This window comes from Nocardioides sp. NBC_00368, assembly GCF_036090055.1.
In the GTDB taxonomy this organism is placed as follows: Bacteria; Actinomycetota; Actinomycetes; order Propionibacteriales; family Nocardioidaceae; genus Nocardioides.
The window spans coordinates 5,332,857-5,351,191 of the sequence record NZ_CP107970.1 but is presented as its reverse complement, the minus strand read 5'-3'; the positions used below and the strand labels follow the sequence as shown (position 1 = coordinate 5,351,191).

Here is an 18,335-nt window from a genome sequence, read left to right as displayed (position 1 = left end):
TGATGCCCGGAGGACGCTGGGTACACCCCCGTTCACCGAAGGAGTGTCCCCCATGACCGAACCGACCGCCGACCAGATCTTCCCCGACGCCGCCCCCGTCCACCCGCCGTTCGACCCGGAGCTCGTGCCGGTCCTCGAACTGGTACGCCAGGCGATGCCGTCCCTCTCGGCCGAAACCCTCTCGCTGGCGCGGCAGCAGAGCGCCGACGGCTTCCCCGGCATGGAGCCGGTGGACCTGACCGTCGGCGGTGCGGTCACGGTCGAGGAGCGTCAGGTCCCCGGCCCGGAGGGCGACCCCGACATCACGCTGCTGATCCTGAGTCCCGCCACCGGCGGCCCGCCGCGGCCGGCGATCTACCACACCCACGGCGGCGGCATGGTGATCGGCAACCGCCGGCTCGGCGTGGAAATGTTCCTCGACCAGGTCGCGGCCGGCAACGCCGTGGTCGTCTCGGTGGAGTACCGGCTCGCTCCGGAGCATCCCGACCCCGCGCCCGTGGAGGACTGCTACGCCGGCCTGGTCTGGACGGCCAAGAACGCCGCCGAGCTCGGCATCGACCCCGAGCGCATCATGATCGCGGGAGCGAGCGCCGGCGGTGGTCTCGCCGCCGGCACGGCGCTGCTCGCCCGCGACCGCGCCTTCCCGAAGCTGAGCCACCAGATCCTCATCTGCCCGATGCTCGACGACCGTTTCGAGACCCACAGCAGCCACATGCTCGACGACGAGGGGGTCTGGGACCGCGCCGCCAACCTGTTCGGCTGGACGGCGCTGCTCGGCGAGCGCCGCGGTGGCCCCGACGTCTCCCCGTACGCCGCGCCGGCACGCGCCGAGGACCTCAGCGGCCTCCCCCGCACCTACATCGACACCGGCTCGGCGGAGACGTTCCGCGACGAGACGCTGGCCTACGCCCGGCGGCTCTCGGAGGCCGGCGTCAGCGTCGACCTCCACATGTGGGGCGGCGGTTTCCACGGGTTCGACATGATCGCCGCGCACGCCGCCGTCTCCCGCGCCTCGGTCGCGACCCGCGACGAGTTCGTCCGCAGAGCCCTCGAGGGCTGATCCGCTGGTCTGCCCGCGTCCGGTGGGCGAGAGTAGACCAGGGAGGTTTCAGGTGCGAGATCTGATCGGCAAGCTCGAGGTGGTCGACGACGACGCGGCCAGCGCGCTGCGCGTCATCGACCACTTCGACCGGCTCGTCGACGAGCGGGCGTCGACCGCAGCCGTCGTACGCGCCGCCGCGGCGCTGGCCGGCTCCACCGCGGGCCTTCACGACGCGGCCCGGGCGCTGGTGCGGCGGTTCACCCCCGACGGCCGGGCACTGCCCGGCAAGCAGGAGAGCGAGTGGCGCCAGGAGCCCGTCCCGGGCCACCCCGGCTCGTGGCTCTGGCTGGAGCGCGCGGGCGAGGACGGTCCGCTCGACGCGCTCATCCTCGAGCGCGCCGCCCGGGCGCTGCAGGCGCTCGGCACCGGCTCCTCGCAGCCCTCGACCAGCGGGCTGGTCAGGATCGCGTGCGATCCCGACGCGACCGACGCCGACAGGCGCGACGCGGTCGGCCGGCTCGGCCTGACCGGGTCGGTCACGGTGGCGCTGAGCCTCTCCGCCGGCCTGGGGGCGCCCCTGATCAGCACTGTCGGCGACCTGGTGGTCGCTCTGCTCCCCGGCACCCCCGCCCTCCCGGAGGACATCCGAGCAGGCGCCGCCGTCGCACCCGACCCGCTCCGGCTGCCGACCGCGTTCGAGCAGGCACGCACGGCTCTCCGGCTTGCCGCCGGCGGCGGACTCGCTCCTTCGGTGGTCCGCTACGAGGACCTCGGCGCGCTCGCCGTCATCGCCGAGCGGATCAGCGCCGCGGAGGCGGCGGGGGTGGGTGACGTACGACGTCTGGACGAGCTGCTCGCCGGACATCCGTGGGGCGTGGACACGCTCCACGCGGTCCTGGACCAGCCGAGCCTGAGGCAGTCGGCCGCGATGCTCCATGTGCACCACTCGACCCTGCAGGACCGGCTGACCTGGCTGAGCGGCCAGCTCGGCTACTCGCCGGTCAAGGGCCGGGGACGGCAGCGGGCTGCCGTGGCGCTGCTGCTCTGGCGAGTGGCCCACGGCACCGACCAGGAGCGCTGAGCGACGCAGAACGGGCGATCTCGACACGAGATCGCCCGTCGGCTGCGCTGTGCGCTGCTGGTGGTCAGCAGACGTCGATGAAGTTGATCGGGTCCCAGCTGATGGAGCGCTCGCCGTGCTTCGCGGTCGACCTCAGGTACCGGTCACCCCAGCTCCGCTCGAAGTAGGTGTTGGTTCCGCTGGTCTGGTTGTTCTCGAACTCCGGGGTGTTGGTCGAGTAGAAGGCGGAGAGCGAGTGCGTCTGACACCGGTAGAACTGGAACACCTTGTAGGTGCCGCGGGTCGGGTCCCACACGTCCACGCACAGACGACCCGACGGGCAGTCGTACTCCCGGACACCGGTCGCCCGGTAGACGACCGCCTCTGCCGCAGGCGAGACCGACGGCGACACCGCAGCCGCGACCACGCCCTCCCGAGCGTCGCCGCCGCCCTTCGTCGCGGCGCCCGTGCCTTCGCCGGTCGCCGCCATGGCGCCGGAGCTGATGCTGGTGACGGCCATCGTGAGTGCTGCCGCCGCCAGGATGCGCTTGATCATGAGCTTTCCTTCCAGAGAACCTGATGTGGAGCAATGACGTTCCGAGGTTCGGGTCAGCGGCCACGTCGGCGAAACCTTTTTGGCCAGGGCCGAAAGGCGTATCAGGACGCCGCCGCCCCGCTCAGCACCTGCACCCCGAGACTGGTGATCTCGTGCCGGACCGAGGTGCCCACGCGCCGGGTGGTGATGAGTCCACCCTCACGGAGGATGCTCGCCTGCTGGCTGGCGGAGCCGACCGAGATCTCGCACCGGCGGGCCAGCTCACCGGTCGAGCACCCGGTCCCGATCGCGGCGAGCGCGGCCGCCCGCGTACGCCCCAACAGCGCGGTCACCGACCGCCCGGGCGCCGATGCCGACTCCGTCGAAGCGGTGAGCCCGGTGGCCGGCTTGGCCGTGGGATAGACCAGCATCGGCTCCGGCCCGGGGTCGCACAGCTTGATCGGGGTGTCCGGCTCGCAGAAGTAGGACGGCTGGAGCAGGAGCCCACGGCCCTCGAGGCGCACCTCGGCGTCCTTGTAGTTCTCGATCTCCAGCACCGGCGCCCGCCAACGGCACCCGGGAAGCCCGGCCAGCACCGCCCCGACGCCCCTGGCGGACATCTGCTGGGCGCGCATGCGCCGGTCCGCGGCGACGACGTCCGACAACGATCGCCACACCGGTGCGATCGCGCCCTCGTGATAGATCGCCACCGCCCGCCCCAACGTACGCAGCGCCGACGTCTCGGCACGACGTACGGCCTCGAGCCACGGCGTCAGCCGACGCTGGCCCGCCATGGCGGCAACCTGCGCGGAGATCGTGGCCTTCGGCGTACGCAACGAGATCTCCATCCCGTCGCCGAACCCGTGGGCACCGCCCGACGGCGTCAGGAAGTCCGGCGAGATGCCGCGCGGCGGCGCGATCTCGGCGAGCGGTCGCACCACCTCGCGGGGCAGTGTGTGCAGCGTGTGTCGACGCCACGGCGTCAGCTCCACGGCGCGCCCGTGCGTCTGGAGCGCATGCAGGCTGAGCTGCACCTCCCAGAGCGCATCGGGCCCGTCGGCGATCCTGACCCGGGCGAGGTCCTCGTAGGTGAAGTGAATCCGCAGCATCGCGTCCCCCGAGCATGATGGCGTCCCCAGCCGCTTCCGCGACCATCGTCCGACCATGCTGCGCGCCCGACCTCACAGACTTCTGACAGAAATCTGCCAGCCCTGGGATCCGCGACGCGCAAGAACCCGCGGTCGCTTCCTTTGGCCCGGGCACCTAGATTATGTCCCCATGACCGGGGAGCCGAGCGAGACCGAGGTCCAGGACGCGCTGCGTGCGCTCCGCGGAGAGGACGACACCCTCAACGAGCGGTCGGTGCAGACCGTTCTCGACCTCCATCGGCTGCGCGACGCGCTCACCCGGTTCGGCGACGACGAGCCCTCCGGCGACACCAAACCGGCACGGAACACGTTCCGCCTCTGAGTCGAAATCGGCCAATGGGTGGGACACCGAGTTACGTAGGCGATTTCAAGAGGGTTACCGTTGCTGATCGTGACCGAATCTCTAACAGTGCGTGACAACCGCACCGGGGTGGAGTACGACATCCCGATCACCGACGGCACCATCCGCGCCGCCGACCTGGGGAAGATCAAGGCCGCGGACCCGGCTAGCAACGAAGAGGGGCCCGGCCTGGCGGTCTACGACCCCGGTTTCGTCAACACCGCTTCATGCCGATCTTCCGTCACCTATATCGACGGTGACAAGGGGATCCTCGAATATCGCGGATATCCGATCGAGCAGCTCGCGGAGAACTCCAACTTCCTCGAGGTCTCCTATCTCCTGGTCCACGGCGCGCTGCCGACCAAGGAGGAGTACGACGCGTGGGTGCACGAGATCACCTACCACACGTTCGTGCACGAGAACATCAAGGAGTTCATGCAGGGCTTCCGCTATGACGCCCACCCGATGGGCATGCTCATGGCGTCGGTCGGTGCGATGTCGACGTTCTACCCGGACGCCGCCAACATCTCCGACCCCGACAACCGTCGCCTGCAGATCATCCGGCTGATCGCCAAGATGCCGACCCTCGGCGCCTGGGCGTTCCGGCACGCGCAGGGCAAGCCCTACGTCTACCCGGACAACGACCTGTCCTACACCGGCAACTTCCTCTCCATGCTCTTCAAGATGAGCGAGTCGAAGTACGCGCCGGACGAGCGCATCGAGAAGGCGCTCGACACCCTCTTCATCCTGCACGCCGACCACGAGCAGAACGCCTCGGCCAACGCCGTTCGTAGCGTCGGCTCGACCCAGGTCGACCCCTACTCCTCGGTGGCCGCCGGCGTCGGCGCCCTCTTCGGCCCGCTCCACGGCGGCGCCAATGAGGCTGTGCTCCGGATGCTGCGCCGCATCGGCAAGGTCGAGAACATCCCCGCCTTCATCGAGGGCGTCAAGGCCGGCAACGAGCGGCTGATGGGCTTCGGCCACCGGGTCTACAAGAACTACGACCCGCGGGCGAAGCTGATCAAGCAGCAGGCCTACAACGTGTTCGAGGTGACCGGCACCAACCCGCTCCTCGACATCGCCCAGGAGCTGGAGAAGATCGCGCTGGAGGACGAATACTTCGTCTCCCGCAAGCTCTACCCCAACGTCGACTTCTACTCCGGCCTCATCTACGAGGCCCTGGAGTTCCCGCCGGAGATGTTCACCGTGCTGTTCGCCATCGGGCGCACCCCGGGCTGGCTCTCCCAGTGGCTGGAGCTCGTCCAGGACAAGGAGCAGAAGATCGCCCGTCCGAAGCAGATCTACACCGGCGAGCGCGGGCTCACCTTCGTGCCCCGCGACGTTCGCTGGTCGTGACGGCTCCCGACACTCAGACCCCGTCCACCACGGCCGTGGTGGACGGGGTCGTCTGGGATTTCGGCAACGTGTTGATCCGCTGGGACCCGCTCCCGGCGATCGCCGCCGGGATCGGTGACGCCGATGCCCGCGCGTTCCTCGAGTCCTACGACTTCGGGTCGTGGAACTATGCCCAAGACGCCGGCCGCACCTGGGCCCAGGCCCTGACCGTGCTCGAGAACGAGGCTCCCGAGTGGATCGCGGCGGGGGCGGCGTACGTCGACAACTTCCCGCTCTCGCTCCTCGGCCCGGTCCCCGGCACTCATGACCTGGTCCGCGAGCTCGCAGCTGCCGGGTTCCCGCAGCTCGGGCTGACCAACTGGTCGGCCGAGCTCTATCCGCATGCTCCGGCGACGTACGACGTGATCGGGCTGCTTCGCGAGGTCGTCGTCTCCGGCGAGGTGTGCCTGGCGAAGCCCGATCCGGCGATCTACCGGCTCGTCGCCGAGCGTGCCGGGATCCCGCTGGAGCGGCTGGCGTTCGTCGACGACAGCGTCGCCAACGTGGCCGCCGCCGCGGCACTCGGCATGCAGGCGTTCCAGTTCACCGGGGCCGAGCAGCTCCGCAGGGACCTGCTCGCGCTCGGCCTCCCGGTGACGGCGCTCTAGGCGAGGGCTCTAGACGAGGCTCTGGTCGGGCGCCCGCTCGAGGCGGCGCACTCCCGCGAAGGACATCGAGAGCAGGGCGCTGCCGGAGATCACCGCGGCGACCACGAGCAGCCAGGTGTCGAAGCCGACCGCGACCGCGACCGGGCCGACGAGCGCGAGCCCCACCGGTCGGGCGACGAACGAGCCCACGATGTCGAAGGCGTAGACCCGGGAGAGCTTGTCCTCGGGGATCTCCTGCTGGATCGCGATCTGCCAGAAGACGTCGAAGATCTGAAGCCCGAACCCGTGCAGGAACGCACCGATCAGGATCGGCCAGAGCGTGTCCGAGAGCGCCATCGAGATCGGGAAGAGTCCGGTCATCGCCAGGAAGACCACGCCCACGGAGAGCAGCCGGCGCGGGCGGAACCGCAGGCAGACAAGGCCGCCGACGAAGAAGCCAGCCATCAGCGCGGCGAGCGCGAAGCCCCACGAGGCCCGGCCGATCCCCTCGCCGACCACGATCGGGCCGAGCACGCTGTGCGCCCCCGACCAGAACAGGTGGTAGAGCAGCGCCTGCAGGATCAGGAACCACAGCCACGAGTGCCGCATGACCTCGCGGAAGCCCTCGCCCAGGTCGGCGAGCATCGAGGCCTTGCGCGGCTCGCGGTCGTGCGGGACCCGCATCCCGGAGTAGGCGATCGCGGCGATGGCGAAGGTGAGCGCGTCGATCGTGATCGCCCACCCGGATCCGACGGCCGCGACGAGCACACCGCCGAGGGCGTAGCCGACGGTCGACGCGGTGGTCTGCAGCAGCGACCGGAGCGAGACGGCCGCGCCGAGGTCCTCGTCGGGCACGACCACCTTGGTCATCGCCATCGCCGAGGGCTGGTTGAGCGCGGCGACGATGCCGGCGAGGCCACCCATCACCGCGATCGACGGGATCGTCGCGACCCCGAGGATCACCGTCGCCGCCAGCGACCCGACGACGACGGCACTGATCGCCGCCGTGCCCTCCATCATCACCTTGCGTGAGACCCGGTCGCCGAGCACTCCCCCGGCCAGCGTGGTCAGCACCTGGCAGGCCGCGAACACGGCCTCGACCAGGCCGAGCTGGGTCGCGGTGCCACCCAGGTCGAGCACCGCGAACGCCAGCGCGACCGGGGTGATCGCGTTGCCCAGCGACGAGGACGCCGTGCCGGTCACGAGGCGGCGGAAGTTGCGGTGCCTCAGCGGCGATCGACGCGCGGTGGGCGGCGGGGTCGTGGCGGTCATATCGGCAAGGTAGTTCGCTGACGAACTATTCGTCAACGAATTATCAGTCGGCGAAGGGTAGGATCGGCGCATGCCCGAGATGCGAGCCTCCGAGACGCCCGGCGACGACATCACCGAGGACCGGGCCGACCGCCACGTGGCGCGGTGGCGCGACCACTGGCTCGACATCGACTTCGACGACGAGGTCGAGGCGATCACGGTGCGGATCGGGTCCATCTCCAAGTTCTTCAGCGACGCGCGCCGAGCGGCGGCACGCGAGGTCGGGCTGGCCGACTTCGAATACGTGACCCTCCACATGCTGATGATCCGCGACACCCCCGGCCACGCCTCGCCCACAGCCCTCGCGAAGGACCTCGACATCAGTCCGGCCGGGATGACGGGACGGCTCGACAGCATGGAGAAGGCCGGGTGGGTGCGGCGTACGGCATCGGTGGAGGACCGCCGCAAGATCAGCGTCGAGGCGACCAAGGCCGGCATCGAGATCTGGCGGCGGGCGATGGACCTGCGCGGCGAGGCCGAGAACAGACTGCTGGAGGCGCTCAGCCCGGAGCGGCGTACGGAGCTGGCGGCACTGCTCAAGCAGGTGACACTGCAGATCGAGGCCGAGTAGGCGGCTGCGCAGATCTGCGTACGCCGACCCGGTCGTCGGCCGTTCTTGCCGGGTCCTGAGCATCTCTTCGCGACCGCATAGGGCTGTCTCAGCCGGCTCACAGGGAGGCTGGCCAGACTCGAAGACATGACCGAACTCCCTCCTCAGCAGCCGAGTGGGACCCCGCCGCAGTGGACTCCCCCGGCCCCTCCTGCCGGATCCACCCAGCCTCCCGCCGGCCCTTTCGCGGCTCCGCCGGCCCAGACCTCCGTCATGCCGTCCGTGCCAGGTGCGCCCGGTACTCCTCCCAAGAAGCGCGCCATCGGCCGTACCGGTCTCGTCGCCGCGGTCCTCGCCGGAGCCCTGGTCGCCGGTGGCACCGCGGGCGTCGGTGGCGCGGCGATCTACGACGCCCTCGCCGGTGACGGCGCCACTGGCGGGGCGAACACCCCGGCCACCTCGCAGGTCGTCGACGCGAAGGCCCCCGAGGGCAGCATCGAGAAGGTCTCCGCCAAGGTGCTCCCCTCGGTGGTGAAGATCGAGGTCGCCTCCCAGCAGGGCTCCGGCTCGGGCTCCGGCGTCGTCATCTCCTCCGACGGCACGATCCTGACCAACAACCACGTGGTCGAGCTGGCCGCCAACGGGGGCACGGTGACCGTCGACTTCAACGACGGCACAAAGGCCTCCGCCGAGGTTCTCGGCACCGACCCGCTCACCGACACCGCCGTGATCAAGGCCAAGGGCGTCTCCGGCCTGACCCCGATCACGATCGGCAAGTCCGCCAACCTCACCGTCGGCCAGAGCGTCGTGGCGATCGGGTCCCCGTTCGGGCTCGACTCCACGGTGACCACCGGCATCGTGAGCGCGCTCAACCGCCCGGTCAACGTCGGCGTGGACCAGAACGGTGCGGCGACCGTCTACCCGGCGGTGCAGACCGACGCGGCGATCAACCCGGGCAACTCGGGTGGCGCGCTGGTCGACCTCAACGGCAACCTCGTCGGCATCAACGCCTCGATCCGCTCCGGCGGCGGCGCGAGCAGCGAGGACGCGGGCTCGATCGGCATCGGGTTCGCGATCCCGATCGACGAGATCCGCCCGATCGTCGAGCAGCTCGAGAAGGGCGAGCAGGCCACTCACGCCCAGTTCGGCATCTCGGTCTCGGACGCCCCCGCGGCCCAGAACGGCCAGAACTCGGTCACCGGGGCCCAGGTCCAGGAGGTCAGCTCGGGCAGCACCGCCGAGAAGGCAGGCCTCCAGAAGGGCGACGTCATCACCAAGGTCGACGACCACGTCATCACCGGATCGGACTCCCTCGTGGCCACCGTCCGCTCCTACCGCCCCGACGACAAGGTCGAGGTCACCTGGTCCCGCAACGGCGAGGAGCAGACCGCGCAGGTGACCCTGGACTCCGACGCCTCCTGATCTCCCCGCAAGACGCTGGGGTCCGCAGGGTCTCAGTTGCCGCGGGGTGCCACCCTCCGAGCGCCTCATGCCCGTCTCTGACCGGGTATGAGGCGCTCGTGCGTTGTCCGGAGGCGGGTCAGGACACCTGTTTCTGGATGCTGCACAGCCACTCGACCGGCTCGAAGCCCATGGCCTCGTTGACCTGGATCATGTGGGAGTTGACCTCGGCGTTGTAGGTGCTCAGGGTCGGCACCTCCGGCCGCTCGGACTGGAGCAACCTGAGGTTGGCGACCTTCACCGCCAGACCGAGCCGGTGGCCGCGGTGAGCCGCCTCGACCAGGGTGCCCCACTGGTAGCTCTTTCCGTCCAGGCTCGAGTAGCCGATCACCGTGTAGGCCACCACCTTGCCGTCGGCGTCCAGCGCCACCGAGTGGTAGAGGGTCCGCTTCTGGGCCGCGACCAGCTCTTCGGTCTCACGCACCTTCGCCACGTCGGGCTCGGGCGCCTCGATGTCCAGGTCACCGGTCGGCGCCTCGGTCTCCAGGCTGGCGTCGAGCACCGCCCAGCTCTCGACGATGTCGTCGGGCACCCGGCCGACCCAGGACCGCAGCGTGTAGGCCCCGTGCCGCTCGGCGGCCTGCGCCGCCAGCCGGTCGAGGACGTCGTCCGGCACCGGCAGCCTCAGCAGGCGGCGTACCTCCACCAGCGCGGGCGCATAGCCCCGGGCCACGCCGAAGTCGCGACCCGGCGAGCCCTCACCGCCGGAGCCGAGCGACCACGGCCACCAGACCTCACCCGTCAACGACGTACGTCCCTGGGCGCGGGCCTCCGCCTCGACATGGTCCAGCAGCGTGGTGCCGTGGCCGCGCCTACGGTGGGCCGGCAGCACCGCCACGACGAGCGTGGCGCGGTGGAGGTTGTCGAGCAGCGGCATGGCGAGCCAGCCGGCGGCCACCGCCTCGCCGTCGACGCGGCCGACGTAGGCCCGCCGATCGGTCTTCTCGGTCTGCTGCTGCAGCTCGACGCGCTGCTCCTCGCGTGCCCACAGATCCGCGTCGGGGCCGCGGGCTTCGAGCCACGACGCGGTCATCACGTCGTGCCAGGCGTCGAAGACCTCGTCGTCGAACGGGTCGACCCGCTCGATCACCAGCTCACTCATCGTGACCTCTCCACTCTCGTCTCGTCCCAGACCGGTTCCGGGGACTCGTAGACGTCGCCGTTGGCGCCATAGACCAGGAAGCGGTCGAAGCCGCGGGCGAACCAGCGGTCATGGGTGACCGCGATGACGGTGCCCTCGAACGACTCCAGGCCGGTCTCGAGCGCCTCGGCGGACTGGACGTCGAGGTTGTCGGTCGGCTCGTCGAGGAGCAGCAACGTGGCCCCCGAGAGCTCGAGCAGAAGGATCTGGAAGCGCGCCTGCTGCCCGCCCGAGAGCGAGTCGAAGGTCTGCTCCGCGGCGTGCGCCAGCTCGTAGCGGTCGAGCACCCGGGAGGCGGCCTCCCTGCCCATCCCCGCGCGTCCCCGCCCGTCAGGGGTGACGTCGCCGCGGTGCAGGATGTCCAGCAGCGTACGTCCCACCAGCTCCGGATGGGCATGGGTCTGCACGAACCAGCCCGGCCGCACGCGGGCTCCCAGCCGGGCGACCCCGCGGTGGCGTACGGGCTCGATCACGACCTCGCCCACCGGCTCGTGCTCCTTGTCGGGCATCGAGCCACCACCGGCCAGGAGGCGCAGGAAGTGGGACTTGCCGGAGCCGTTGGAGCCCAGCACGGCGACGCGCTCGCCGTACCAGACCTCCAGGTCGAACGGGCGCATCAGCCCGGTCAGCTCGAGCGACTCGCACACGACCGCACGCTTGCCCGTCCGGCCGCCACGCAGCCGCATCACGACCTGCTGCTCGCGCGGCTGCTCGGTCGGTGGGCCGGCCTCCTCGAACTTCTCCAGCCGTGTCTTCGCGGCTTGGTAGCGCGAGGACATGTCGGAGTTGTAGGCCGCCTTCTGCTTGTACATCAACATCTGCGCCCGCAGCTTGGCATGCTCCTCGTCCCACCGCTTGCGCAGCTCCTCGAACCGCTCGAACCGCGCCGTCCGTGCCTCGTGGTAGCTCGCGAAGCCGCCGGGGTGGGTCCAGACCAGGTTGCCGGCGGAGCCGAGCTCGACCGTCACCACGCGGGTGGCGGTGTTCGCCAGCAGCTCGCGGTCGTGGCTGACGTAGAGGATCGTCTTCGGGGACTCGCGGATGCGCTCCTCGAGCCACATCTTCCCGGGCACGTCGAGGAAGTTGTCGGGCTCGTCGAGCAGGAGGACCTGATCGGGACCGCGGAGCAGATACTCCAGGACGAGGCGCTTCTGCTCGCCGCCCGACAAGGTGTCCAGCGAGCGGTAGCGGGCGCGGTCGTAGGGCACCCCGAGCCCGGCCATCGTGCACACGTCCCAGACGACCTCGAGGTCGTAGCCGCCGGCGTCGGCGTACTCGGCCAGCGCGGTCGCGTAGCGCATCTGCAGTCGCTCGTCCTCGGACGACATCAGCTCCAGCTCGCACACCTCCACGGCCGCGGCGGCCTCGCGCACGCGCGCGGGCGCCACCGAGAGCAGCAGCTCGCCGACGGTCGAGGACCCCTTTCCGACCATCTGCCGCATCACCCCGAGGCCGCCCGAGCGGACGACGGATCCCGCCGTCGGGGTCAGCTCCCCGGTGACGATCCGCAGCAGCGTCGTCTTCCCGGCGCCGTTGGCGCCCACCAGCGCGACCTTCGCCCCCTCTCCCACCCGGAAGGAGACGTCGTCGAGCAGCACCCGCCCGTCAGGCAGCTGGAACCGCACTCCAGCAACGTCCACATGTCCCACAGCCGTCCAGTCTGGCACCCGTGTCGAATGGTTATTCCCGGTCGCGTTCGACAAATCGGTCCCATCAGTAGAACGTGATGCTCGACACATTTTGGCGATTACCGATATGACTGTCGCCATGCCTCCGCTCGACAGCCAGATCGCTGACCTGCTCACCCTCTTCGCGAAGGGCCAGCCCCTGGAGTCCTACGACCCGCCGACGGCACGAGCGCTCTACCGCGCGTTGGCCGAGGGCGTGCCACTTCCACCCGTCGCCTCGGTGGAGGCCTCCGTGATCCCAGGGCCGGCGGGCGACCTGGACGTACGCATCTACCGACCCACCACCCAGGGCCCGCTGCCGACGATCGTGATGTTCCACGGCGGCGGTTGGGTGGTCGGCGACCTCGACACCCATGAGGACCAGGCCCGCAACCTCTCCACGATCTGCGACGCCGTGGTCGTCGCGGTCGACTACCGGCTCGCTCCCGAGCACCCCTTCCCCGCCGCCTACGACGACGCCCTGGCCGCGGCCCGCTGGGTCAGCGACAACACCGCGACCCTCGGTGGTGACGGCCGAGTCGCGGTCGCCGGCGACAGCGCCGGCGGCAACCTGTCGGCCGCCGTGGCCCAGGCCTTCCGCGCCGAGGGGCGCGAGCTCGCCGGCCAGCTGCTGATCTACCCGGCGACCGACATGACCAGCGGCTACCCCTCCTACGCGGAGAACGGCCACGGCTACTTCCTCGAGCTACCGACGATGAAGTGGTTCTCCGACAACTACGTGGCCGACGCCGACCGCGCCGACCCGCGGCTGAGCCCGATCAAGGGTTCCTTGGAGGGGCTGGCGCCGGCGGTCGTGGTGACCGCGGAGTTCGATCCGCTGCGTGACGAGGGCATCGCGTACGCCAAGGCGCTGGAGAGCTCGGGGGTCCCGACGACCTACCACCACTGCGACGGCCTCATCCACGGATTCTTCGCGATGGGCCACCACTCGCAGGCGGCGCAGCTCGCGATCGAGGAGACCTGTGGGCTGTTCAGGACGGTGCTCCACGGGTGATCCCGGGCCGTCCCGGCGGACGTTCCCGAGGCGCTGCCGGGGGTGATCGAGGACACGTACTCGAACCAGGGGTATTCCTGATGCCCGAGGTTTGAGGATGGTCCAGACTGGGCCGCATGCCGATTGCTGCCCAGGTGCCTTCCTCTCTACGGGCGATGGCGCGACCGCTGACCGAGCGCGTCCGCAAGCTTGCCCTGCAGTTCGCGATGCGGGGCAAGGAGTCGCCGATCCCCGACATCACCACGCTGCGCAAGATCCCCGAGCACCTGACCTTCCCGCTGCGCCGTGACGGCGTCGACCCGGTGCCGCTGCTCGCCGAGAGCCGAGCGCAGGCACCGGTCACCAAGCTCGGCTCGGTGCTCGGCCTCGACATCGTCCTGGTCACCGGACACGCCGAGTCAAAGCACGTCCTGGCCGACAAGGACGCCTACTCCAACGACATGCGCCACCTGCTCGGCACCCGCAAGCGCACCGACGCCGAGGGCATCGGCGGTCTCGGCATGACCGACCCGCCCGACCACACCAAGCTCCGCGGCCTGCTGACCCCGGAGTTCACCATGCGCCGCCTGGGTCGTCTCAACGAGATGATCGACCGGATCGTGACCGACGCCCTCGACGGCATGGAGGCCAACGGCCCCGAGGTCGACCTCGTCCAGCACTTCGGCTTCGAGATCCCGTTCCGGGTGATCTGCGAGCTGCTCGGCATGCCCGAGGACGTACGCGACGAGTTCCACAAGCTCGGGATGGCCCGTTTCGACCTCTCCGAGGGCGGTGCCGGCGCCTTCGGGGCCGCCACCGAGACGAGGACGTTCCTGATCGAGCAGGTCCGTCAGCAGCGCGCCAACCCGGGCGACGGCATGATCGGCGAGATCATCCGCACCAAGGGGTCGGAGTACGACGACGTCGAGCTCGGCGGCCTCGCCGACGGTGTCTTCCTCGGCGGCTACGAGACCTCCGCCTCGATGCTCTCCATGGGCGCCTACGTGCTGATGCAGAACCCCGAGGCGTACGAGATCCTGCGCTCGGGCGAGCGGGCCGAGGTCGACAAGGTGGTCGAGGAGCTGCTCCGCTACCTGTGCCCGGTGCAGCTCGCGTTCCCGCGGTTCGCGCGCGAGGACCACGACCTGTTCGGCCTGCCGGTCAAGAAGGGCGCCGTCGTCCTGGTCAGCCTCACCGGTGCCAACCGCGACCCCGCGGTGGTGCCGAAGCCGGAGCAGTTCGACCTCCGCAACGCGCAGACCATGCACTTCGCCTTCGGCCACGGCATGCACCGCTGCGTCGGCGCCGAGCTGGCCCGGATGGAGCTCCGCGCCGCCCTCACCGGCCTCGCCCGCCGCTTCCCCGACCTGGCCATGGCCACCGACGATCCCGGCGATCTCGGCTGGCGCGACCTCTCGGTCGTCTACAGCCTCGACCGGCTCCCGGTCCGGCTGGCCAAGGACCCGGTCCCGGCCTGACCTCTCAGCCGTTCCAGTGCTGCGGCGCCGGCTCCTCGCTGATCGCCACGGCGATCCACGGCGCCAGGACGTACGCCGGGATCGCGAGCAGCGGCAGGCTCGTCATCGGGGTCGCGATGATCACGAACGCCGCCCCGGTGCAGAACCGCCCGAGCCCGGCGCGTGCGCTCAGGAACGCCCCGACCACCGGCCCGATCAGGCCCACGACGACCATCACCGGCACGCTCACCAGCCGCGACAGCTCGACCCCGGAGCTCGTGACGGCGAGGTAGACGGGCAGCACCGTCACCAGGCTCGACAGCGCGGCGACGCCCCAGGCCTTGTAGGAGCGGGCCAGGCGCTGACGGTTCGTCAGCGCAGGAGTAGTCATCGCAGGACTGGTCATGGGCGGATTCTGGCAGCGCACCACGCGCGACCGGCCGCGAGACGCGCGCGACGGCGGAAACCGGCACCTGGACCGTTCAGGCGCGGCGGGTCTCCAGGACGCGGAAGCCCTTCGCGCTGCCGATCCGTTCGGTCGGGAACCCCTGCTCGCCGAGCCAGCGCTGGAGGGAGTCGCCGCCGAGGTTCTTGCCGACGACCATGACCGCGCGCCCGTCGGGCGCGAGGCGGGGCAGCCAGGTCAGGAGCAGCTCGTGGAGGGCCTGCTTGCCGATCCGGATCGGCGGGTTGCTCCAGATCTCGTCGTACGTCGTCCCCGGGTCGATCTCGGCCGGGACCGCGGCGCGATACCGGTCACCGAGTCCGAGCTTCGCGGCGTTCTCGTTCGCGAGCAGGACGGCGCGCTCGTTGACGTCGATGCCGGTGACCTGGGCGGAGGGTGCGGCCAGCGCGCAGGCGAGGCCGATGATCCCGTAGCCGCAGCCCATGTCGAGGATGCGGCCGCCCTCGGGCGGGTCGGTCTCCCGGAACAGCACCGCGGTGCCGACGTCGAGACGCCCCTTGGCGAAGACCCCGGATCCCGAGACCAGCGACAGGTCCATGTCCCAGACGGTCGCCGAGACCGGGATCCGCTCGAACGGCACCGACGGGTCGGCGGAGAAGTAGTGCTCGTCGTCAGTCCCGGTCAAGCTCGCTCGCCTCTCTGCGGTTCATGGTGCGTTCGTGCTGGGCCGCCAGCTGCTCGTCGGGCGGGTAGGCGACCTCTTCGAGGGTCAGGCCGTTGGCCGGCGCGATCGGGATCGACGAGGACCGTGAACGCGAGGCAAGCGACTCCTTGGCCCAGCTGACGTCCTTGCGCCCCTCCCCGATCACCATCAGGCACCCGACCAGCGAGCGCACCATCGAGTGACAGAAGGCGTCGGCGAGCACCGTCGCCTCGATGATCCCGTCGGGGCGCCGCTCCCAGCTGAGCTGGCGCAGCTCGCGGATCGTGGTCGCGCCCTCGCGCGGCTTGCAGAAGCTGGCGAAGTCGTTGAGCCCGACGAGGTCGGCGGAGGCGACATTCATCAGCGACAGGTCGAGCGGCCGGGTCCGGTAGAGCACGTGCCCGCGCTGCAGCGGGTCGACGAAGGCCGGGTCGTCGACGATCCGGTAGACGTAGCGTCGCGACAGCGCCGAGAACCGGGCGTTGAAGCCCACCGGCGCCTCGACGGCGGCACGTACGCGGAGGTCGGCCGGGAGGATCCCGTTCAGCCGGCGCACCAGCGAGTCGAGCGGCGTCTGCTCCGAGCGGCCTCGCGAGGCCTCGAGCACGTCGGCGTCGATGTCGAAGTGTGCGACCTGACCGCGGGCGTGCACGCCCGAGTCGGTGCGCCCGGCGACCGTCACCCACACCTGGGACCGCTCCCCCGTCGACGGCACCCGCAACGCGGTCGCCAGCGCGGCCTGCAGCTCGCCCTGGACCGTACGCAGCCCCGGCTGGGTCGCCCAGCCGTGGAACATGGTGCCGTCGTAGGCGAGGTCGATCCTGATGCGCACGTCGCTCATTGTCCCAGCAACACCGGCCCCGGACGGAATGCGCGAGGCCGCTTTGCCAGACTCGGGCCATGCGCTACGTGATCTTCGGAGCAGGAGCCGTCGGTGGTGTCGTGGGCGGCCTGCTGCACAGGGCAGGGATCGACGTCACCTTGGTGGCACGCGGGGAGCACCTCCGCGCGATCCAGGACGCCGGCCTCAGCCTGGACACGCCGGGCGGCGTCCTGACCCTCGACGTCGCCGCCGTCGCGGACGCGAGCCAGGTCTCCTGGACCGAGGACACCGTCGTGCTCCTCAGCGTCAAGGGCCAGCAGACCGAGGCCGCGCTCGAGGATCTCGCTGCGTACGCTCCACCGGGCACGCCGGTGGTCGCCATGCAGAACGGCGTCGCGAACGAGGCGCGGATCCTGCGCCGGTTCTCCGGGACGTACGCCATCCACGTCGTCCTCCCCGCGACCTTCCTGACCCCGGGTGCGGTCGTCCAGGACTCCGGCAACACGCCCGGCATCCTCGACATCGGCCGCTACCCGGCCGGCGTCGACGAGACTGCCGGTGCGATCGCGAACGATCTCGTCAAGGCCGGGTTCCTCAGCGAGCCGCGCGCCGACATCATGGCCTGGAAGCACCGCAAGCTGCTCAACAACCTCGGGAACGGCATCAACGCCGCGATCGCCCCCGGGCCCAGCGACGAGGAGATCTACGCCCGTTGCCTGGCCGAGGCGGAGGCCGCTCTCGCCGCCGCCGGCATCAGCGTCGTCACCGCCGACCAGGACCGGGCCCGGCGGGCCGACCACATCACCGGGCGCGGCCGCCGCAACCACAGCTCGACGTGGCAGAGTCTCGCCCGCGGCAGTGGCGTCGAGATCGACTACCTCTCCGGCGAGATCGTCCTGCTCGGCCGCCTCCACGGCGTCCCGACCCCGGTCAACGAGGCCATCCAGCGCGCGGTCCACGACATCGCGCGCACCGGTGCGGAGCCCGGCAGCCTCGACGGCGCCGCGTTCCTCGCTGGTCTCTGAAAAGCACTGTGGCCCGCCACCCTCACGGGTGACGGGCCACAGTTCAGAAGCCGATCAGGCCTTGGCGTCGTCCTCGGTGGTCTCCGCAGCGGGAGCCTCCTCGGCAGCAGCCTCGGTCTCGGTGGTCTCCTCGGCAGCGGTCTCCTCGACCGGCGCCTCCTCGACCTTCTCCTCAGCGGGGGCGGCAACCGGAGCCGCGGCAGCCGGAGCAGCCTTGGTCTTCGGCTCGTAGGCCTCGTTGACGAGCTCGATCACAGCCATCGGAGCGTTGTCGCCCTTGCGGGGACCGATCTTGGTGATCCGGGTGTAGCCACCCGGACGCTCCGCGAACTGCTCGGCGATCTCGGTGAAGAGGGTGTGCACGACGGACTTGTCGCGGATGGTCTTGAGGACCTCGCGACGGTTGTGCAGGTCACCCTTCTTGGCCTTGGTGATCAGCTTCTCCGCGACGGGGCGGAGAACCCGGGCCTTGGCCTCGGTGGTGGTGATGCGGCCGTTCTCGAACAGCGCGGTGGCGAGGTTCGAGACGATCAGCTTCTGGTGCGCGGGCGAACCGCCGAGGCGGGCACCCTTCTTCGGGGTAGGCATCGTGCCTGCTCCTTCTCTCCGGCCGTGCTAGGTACCGGGGTAGACGCCACGTGGGCGATTTTCTTCATGGGTTACGCCGGGCCGTGGCGAAGCCGCCTGGCC

The 18,335-nt window shown here is 70.4% G+C and carries 19 protein-coding genes; 10 read left to right on the top strand and 9 right to left on the bottom strand.

Annotated elements, in window-relative coordinates; all coding sequences use genetic code 11:
- Positions 1 to 52 precede the first annotated feature (52 nt).
- Both OG984_RS25645 and OG984_RS25640 read left to right on the top strand, forming a co-directional pair.
- A complete protein-coding gene (locus OG984_RS25645; protein WP_328528954.1) occupies positions 53 to 1,060 on the top strand; it encodes an alpha/beta hydrolase in 1,008 nt (335 codons plus the stop codon).
- Positions 1,061 to 1,112: 52 nt separating this feature from the next.
- Positions 1,113 to 2,123: a helix-turn-helix domain-containing protein gene (locus OG984_RS25640; RefSeq protein WP_328528953.1), complete on the top strand. Its 1,011-nt coding sequence runs from the start codon at positions 1,113 to 1,115 to the stop codon at positions 2,121 to 2,123.
- Between the two features lie 64 nt (positions 2,124 to 2,187).
- Here the strand turns inward: OG984_RS25640 and OG984_RS25635 are convergent, their stop codons facing one another.
- Both OG984_RS25635 and OG984_RS25630 read right to left on the bottom strand, forming a co-directional pair.
- A complete protein-coding gene (locus tag OG984_RS25635; RefSeq protein WP_328528952.1) occupies positions 2,188 to 2,658 on the bottom strand; it encodes a hypothetical protein in 471 nt (156 codons plus the stop codon).
- 101 nt (positions 2,659 to 2,759) lie between these two features.
- Positions 2,760 to 3,746 carry an ArsR/SmtB family transcription factor gene (locus tag OG984_RS25630; RefSeq protein WP_328528951.1) on the bottom strand — a complete coding sequence of 329 codons (987 nt, stop codon included), beginning with the start codon at positions 3,744 to 3,746 and terminating at the stop codon, positions 2,760 to 2,762.
- A 169-nt stretch (positions 3,747 to 3,915) separates the two neighbouring features.
- Here OG984_RS25630 and OG984_RS25625 point away from each other — a divergent pair, with 169 nt between their 5' ends.
- From OG984_RS25625 to OG984_RS25615, 3 genes are all read left to right on the top strand, one after another.
- On the top strand, positions 3,916 to 4,107 hold the full coding sequence (locus OG984_RS25625; protein ID WP_328528950.1) for a hypothetical protein: 192 nt from the start codon (positions 3,916 to 3,918) through the stop codon (positions 4,105 to 4,107).
- Positions 4,108 to 4,176: 69 nt separating this feature from the next.
- Positions 4,177 to 5,481 (top strand): citrate synthase, encoded by a 1,305-nt coding sequence (locus OG984_RS25620; RefSeq protein WP_328528949.1) that lies wholly within the window; start codon positions 4,177 to 4,179, stop codon positions 5,479 to 5,481.
- A complete protein-coding gene (locus OG984_RS25615) occupies positions 5,478 to 6,128 on the top strand; it encodes an HAD-IA family hydrolase (protein WP_328528948.1) in 651 nt (216 codons plus the stop codon). The genes OG984_RS25620 and OG984_RS25615 overlap by 4 nt, the downstream gene beginning before the upstream one ends.
- Positions 6,129 to 6,137: 9 nt before the next feature.
- On the opposite strand, the gene OG984_RS25610 is transcribed toward OG984_RS25615, so the two are convergent.
- Entirely contained in the window at positions 6,138 to 7,379 is a 1,242-nt protein-coding gene (locus OG984_RS25610; protein WP_328528947.1) for an MFS transporter, read from the bottom strand.
- A gap of 70 nt (positions 7,380 to 7,449) precedes the next feature.
- On the opposite strand from OG984_RS25610, the gene OG984_RS25605 reads away from it, so the two are divergent.
- Positions 7,450 to 7,989 carry a MarR family winged helix-turn-helix transcriptional regulator gene (locus tag OG984_RS25605; RefSeq protein ID WP_328528946.1) on the top strand — a complete coding sequence of 180 codons (540 nt, stop codon included), beginning with the start codon at positions 7,450 to 7,452 and terminating at the stop codon, positions 7,987 to 7,989.
- 252 nt (positions 7,990 to 8,241) lie between these two features.
- Positions 8,242 to 9,390 carry a S1C family serine protease gene (locus OG984_RS25600; RefSeq protein ID WP_328528945.1) on the top strand — a complete coding sequence of 383 codons (1,149 nt, stop codon included), beginning with the start codon at positions 8,242 to 8,244 and terminating at the stop codon, positions 9,388 to 9,390.
- Positions 9,391 to 9,508: 118 nt separating this feature from the next.
- Here the strand turns inward: OG984_RS25600 and OG984_RS25595 are convergent, their stop codons facing one another.
- Together OG984_RS25595 and OG984_RS25590 are read right to left on the bottom strand one after the other, a co-directional pair.
- Positions 9,509 to 10,531, bottom strand: a complete 1,023-nt coding sequence (locus OG984_RS25595; protein WP_328528944.1) for a GNAT family N-acetyltransferase — start codon at positions 10,529 to 10,531, stop codon at positions 9,509 to 9,511.
- Positions 10,528 to 12,219, bottom strand: a complete 1,692-nt coding sequence (locus OG984_RS25590; RefSeq protein WP_328528943.1) for an ABC-F family ATP-binding cassette domain-containing protein — start codon at positions 12,217 to 12,219, stop codon at positions 10,528 to 10,530. The genes OG984_RS25595 and OG984_RS25590 overlap by 4 nt, the downstream gene beginning before the upstream one ends.
- A 118-nt stretch (positions 12,220 to 12,337) precedes the next feature.
- On the opposite strand from OG984_RS25590, the gene OG984_RS25585 reads away from it, so the two are divergent.
- The gene (locus OG984_RS25585) at positions 12,338 to 13,252 is read left to right on the top strand and encodes an alpha/beta hydrolase (RefSeq protein ID WP_328528942.1); all 915 of its coding nucleotides are present in this window, start codon (positions 12,338 to 12,340) and stop codon (positions 13,250 to 13,252) included.
- 116 nt (positions 13,253 to 13,368) lie between these two features.
- Positions 13,369 to 14,709 carry a cytochrome P450 gene (locus OG984_RS25580; RefSeq protein WP_328528941.1) on the top strand — a complete coding sequence of 447 codons (1,341 nt, stop codon included), beginning with the start codon at positions 13,369 to 13,371 and terminating at the stop codon, positions 14,707 to 14,709.
- A 4-nt stretch (positions 14,710 to 14,713) separates the two neighbouring features.
- Here OG984_RS25580 and OG984_RS25575 read toward each other — a convergent pair whose 3' ends face one another.
- From OG984_RS25575 to truA, 3 genes are all read right to left on the bottom strand, one after another.
- Entirely contained in the window at positions 14,714 to 15,094 is a 381-nt protein-coding gene (locus OG984_RS25575) for a hypothetical protein (protein ID WP_328528940.1), read from the bottom strand.
- A 76-nt stretch (positions 15,095 to 15,170) separates the two neighbouring features.
- Positions 15,171 to 15,779 (bottom strand): class I SAM-dependent methyltransferase, encoded by a 609-nt coding sequence (locus tag OG984_RS25570; RefSeq protein ID WP_328528939.1) that lies wholly within the window; start codon positions 15,777 to 15,779, stop codon positions 15,171 to 15,173.
- Complete coding sequence (gene truA / locus OG984_RS25565; RefSeq protein ID WP_328528938.1) at positions 15,766 to 16,629, bottom strand: tRNA pseudouridine(38-40) synthase TruA; 864 nt, start codon at positions 16,627 to 16,629, stop codon at positions 15,766 to 15,768. Before truA ends, OG984_RS25570 begins: the two co-directional genes overlap by 14 nt.
- 68 nt (positions 16,630 to 16,697) lie before the next feature.
- On the opposite strand from truA, the gene OG984_RS25560 reads away from it, so the two are divergent.
- Positions 16,698 to 17,645: a ketopantoate reductase family protein gene (locus tag OG984_RS25560; protein ID WP_328528937.1), complete on the top strand. Its 948-nt coding sequence runs from the start codon at positions 16,698 to 16,700 to the stop codon at positions 17,643 to 17,645.
- Positions 17,646 to 17,699: 54 nt separating this feature from the next.
- Here OG984_RS25560 and rplQ read toward each other — a convergent pair whose 3' ends face one another.
- A complete protein-coding gene (rplQ, locus tag OG984_RS25555) occupies positions 17,700 to 18,233 on the bottom strand; it encodes a 50S ribosomal protein L17 (protein ID WP_008361063.1) in 534 nt (177 codons plus the stop codon).
- Positions 18,234 to 18,335 lie beyond the last annotated feature (102 nt).

Excerpts from the sequence above, each read along its gene's own strand:
- OG984_RS25585 (WP_328528942.1), top strand. The coding sequence starts at position 12,338 with ATGCCTCCGCTCGACAGCCAGATCGCTGACCTGCTCACCCTCTTCGCG.
- OG984_RS25625 (WP_328528950.1), top strand. The coding sequence starts at position 3,916 with ATGACCGGGGAGCCGAGCGAGACCGAGGTCCAGGACGCGCTGCGTGCG.
- OG984_RS25630 (WP_328528951.1), bottom strand. The coding sequence starts at position 3,746 with ATGCTGCGGATTCACTTCACCTACGAGGACCTCGCCCGGGTCAGGATC.
- OG984_RS25600 (WP_328528945.1), top strand. The coding sequence starts at position 8,242 with ATGCCGTCCGTGCCAGGTGCGCCCGGTACTCCTCCCAAGAAGCGCGCC.
- OG984_RS25645 (WP_328528954.1), top strand. The coding sequence starts at position 53 with ATGACCGAACCGACCGCCGACCAGATCTTCCCCGACGCCGCCCCCGTC.
- OG984_RS25635 (WP_328528952.1), bottom strand. The coding sequence starts at position 2,658 with ATGATCAAGCGCATCCTGGCGGCGGCAGCACTCACGATGGCCGTCACC.
- rplQ (WP_008361063.1), bottom strand. The coding sequence starts at position 18,233 with ATGCCTACCCCGAAGAAGGGTGCCCGCCTCGGCGGTTCGCCCGCGCAC.
- OG984_RS25610 (WP_328528947.1), bottom strand. The coding sequence starts at position 7,379 with ATGACCGCCACGACCCCGCCGCCCACCGCGCGTCGATCGCCGCTGAGG.
- OG984_RS25560 (WP_328528937.1), top strand. The coding sequence starts at position 16,698 with ATGCGCTACGTGATCTTCGGAGCAGGAGCCGTCGGTGGTGTCGTGGGC.
- OG984_RS25595 (WP_328528944.1), bottom strand. The coding sequence starts at position 10,531 with ATGAGTGAGCTGGTGATCGAGCGGGTCGACCCGTTCGACGACGAGGTC.
- OG984_RS25575 (WP_328528940.1), bottom strand. The coding sequence starts at position 15,094 with ATGACCAGTCCTGCGATGACTACTCCTGCGCTGACGAACCGTCAGCGC.
- OG984_RS25580 (WP_328528941.1), top strand. The coding sequence starts at position 13,369 with ATGCCGATTGCTGCCCAGGTGCCTTCCTCTCTACGGGCGATGGCGCGA.
- OG984_RS25605 (WP_328528946.1), top strand. The coding sequence starts at position 7,450 with ATGCCCGAGATGCGAGCCTCCGAGACGCCCGGCGACGACATCACCGAG.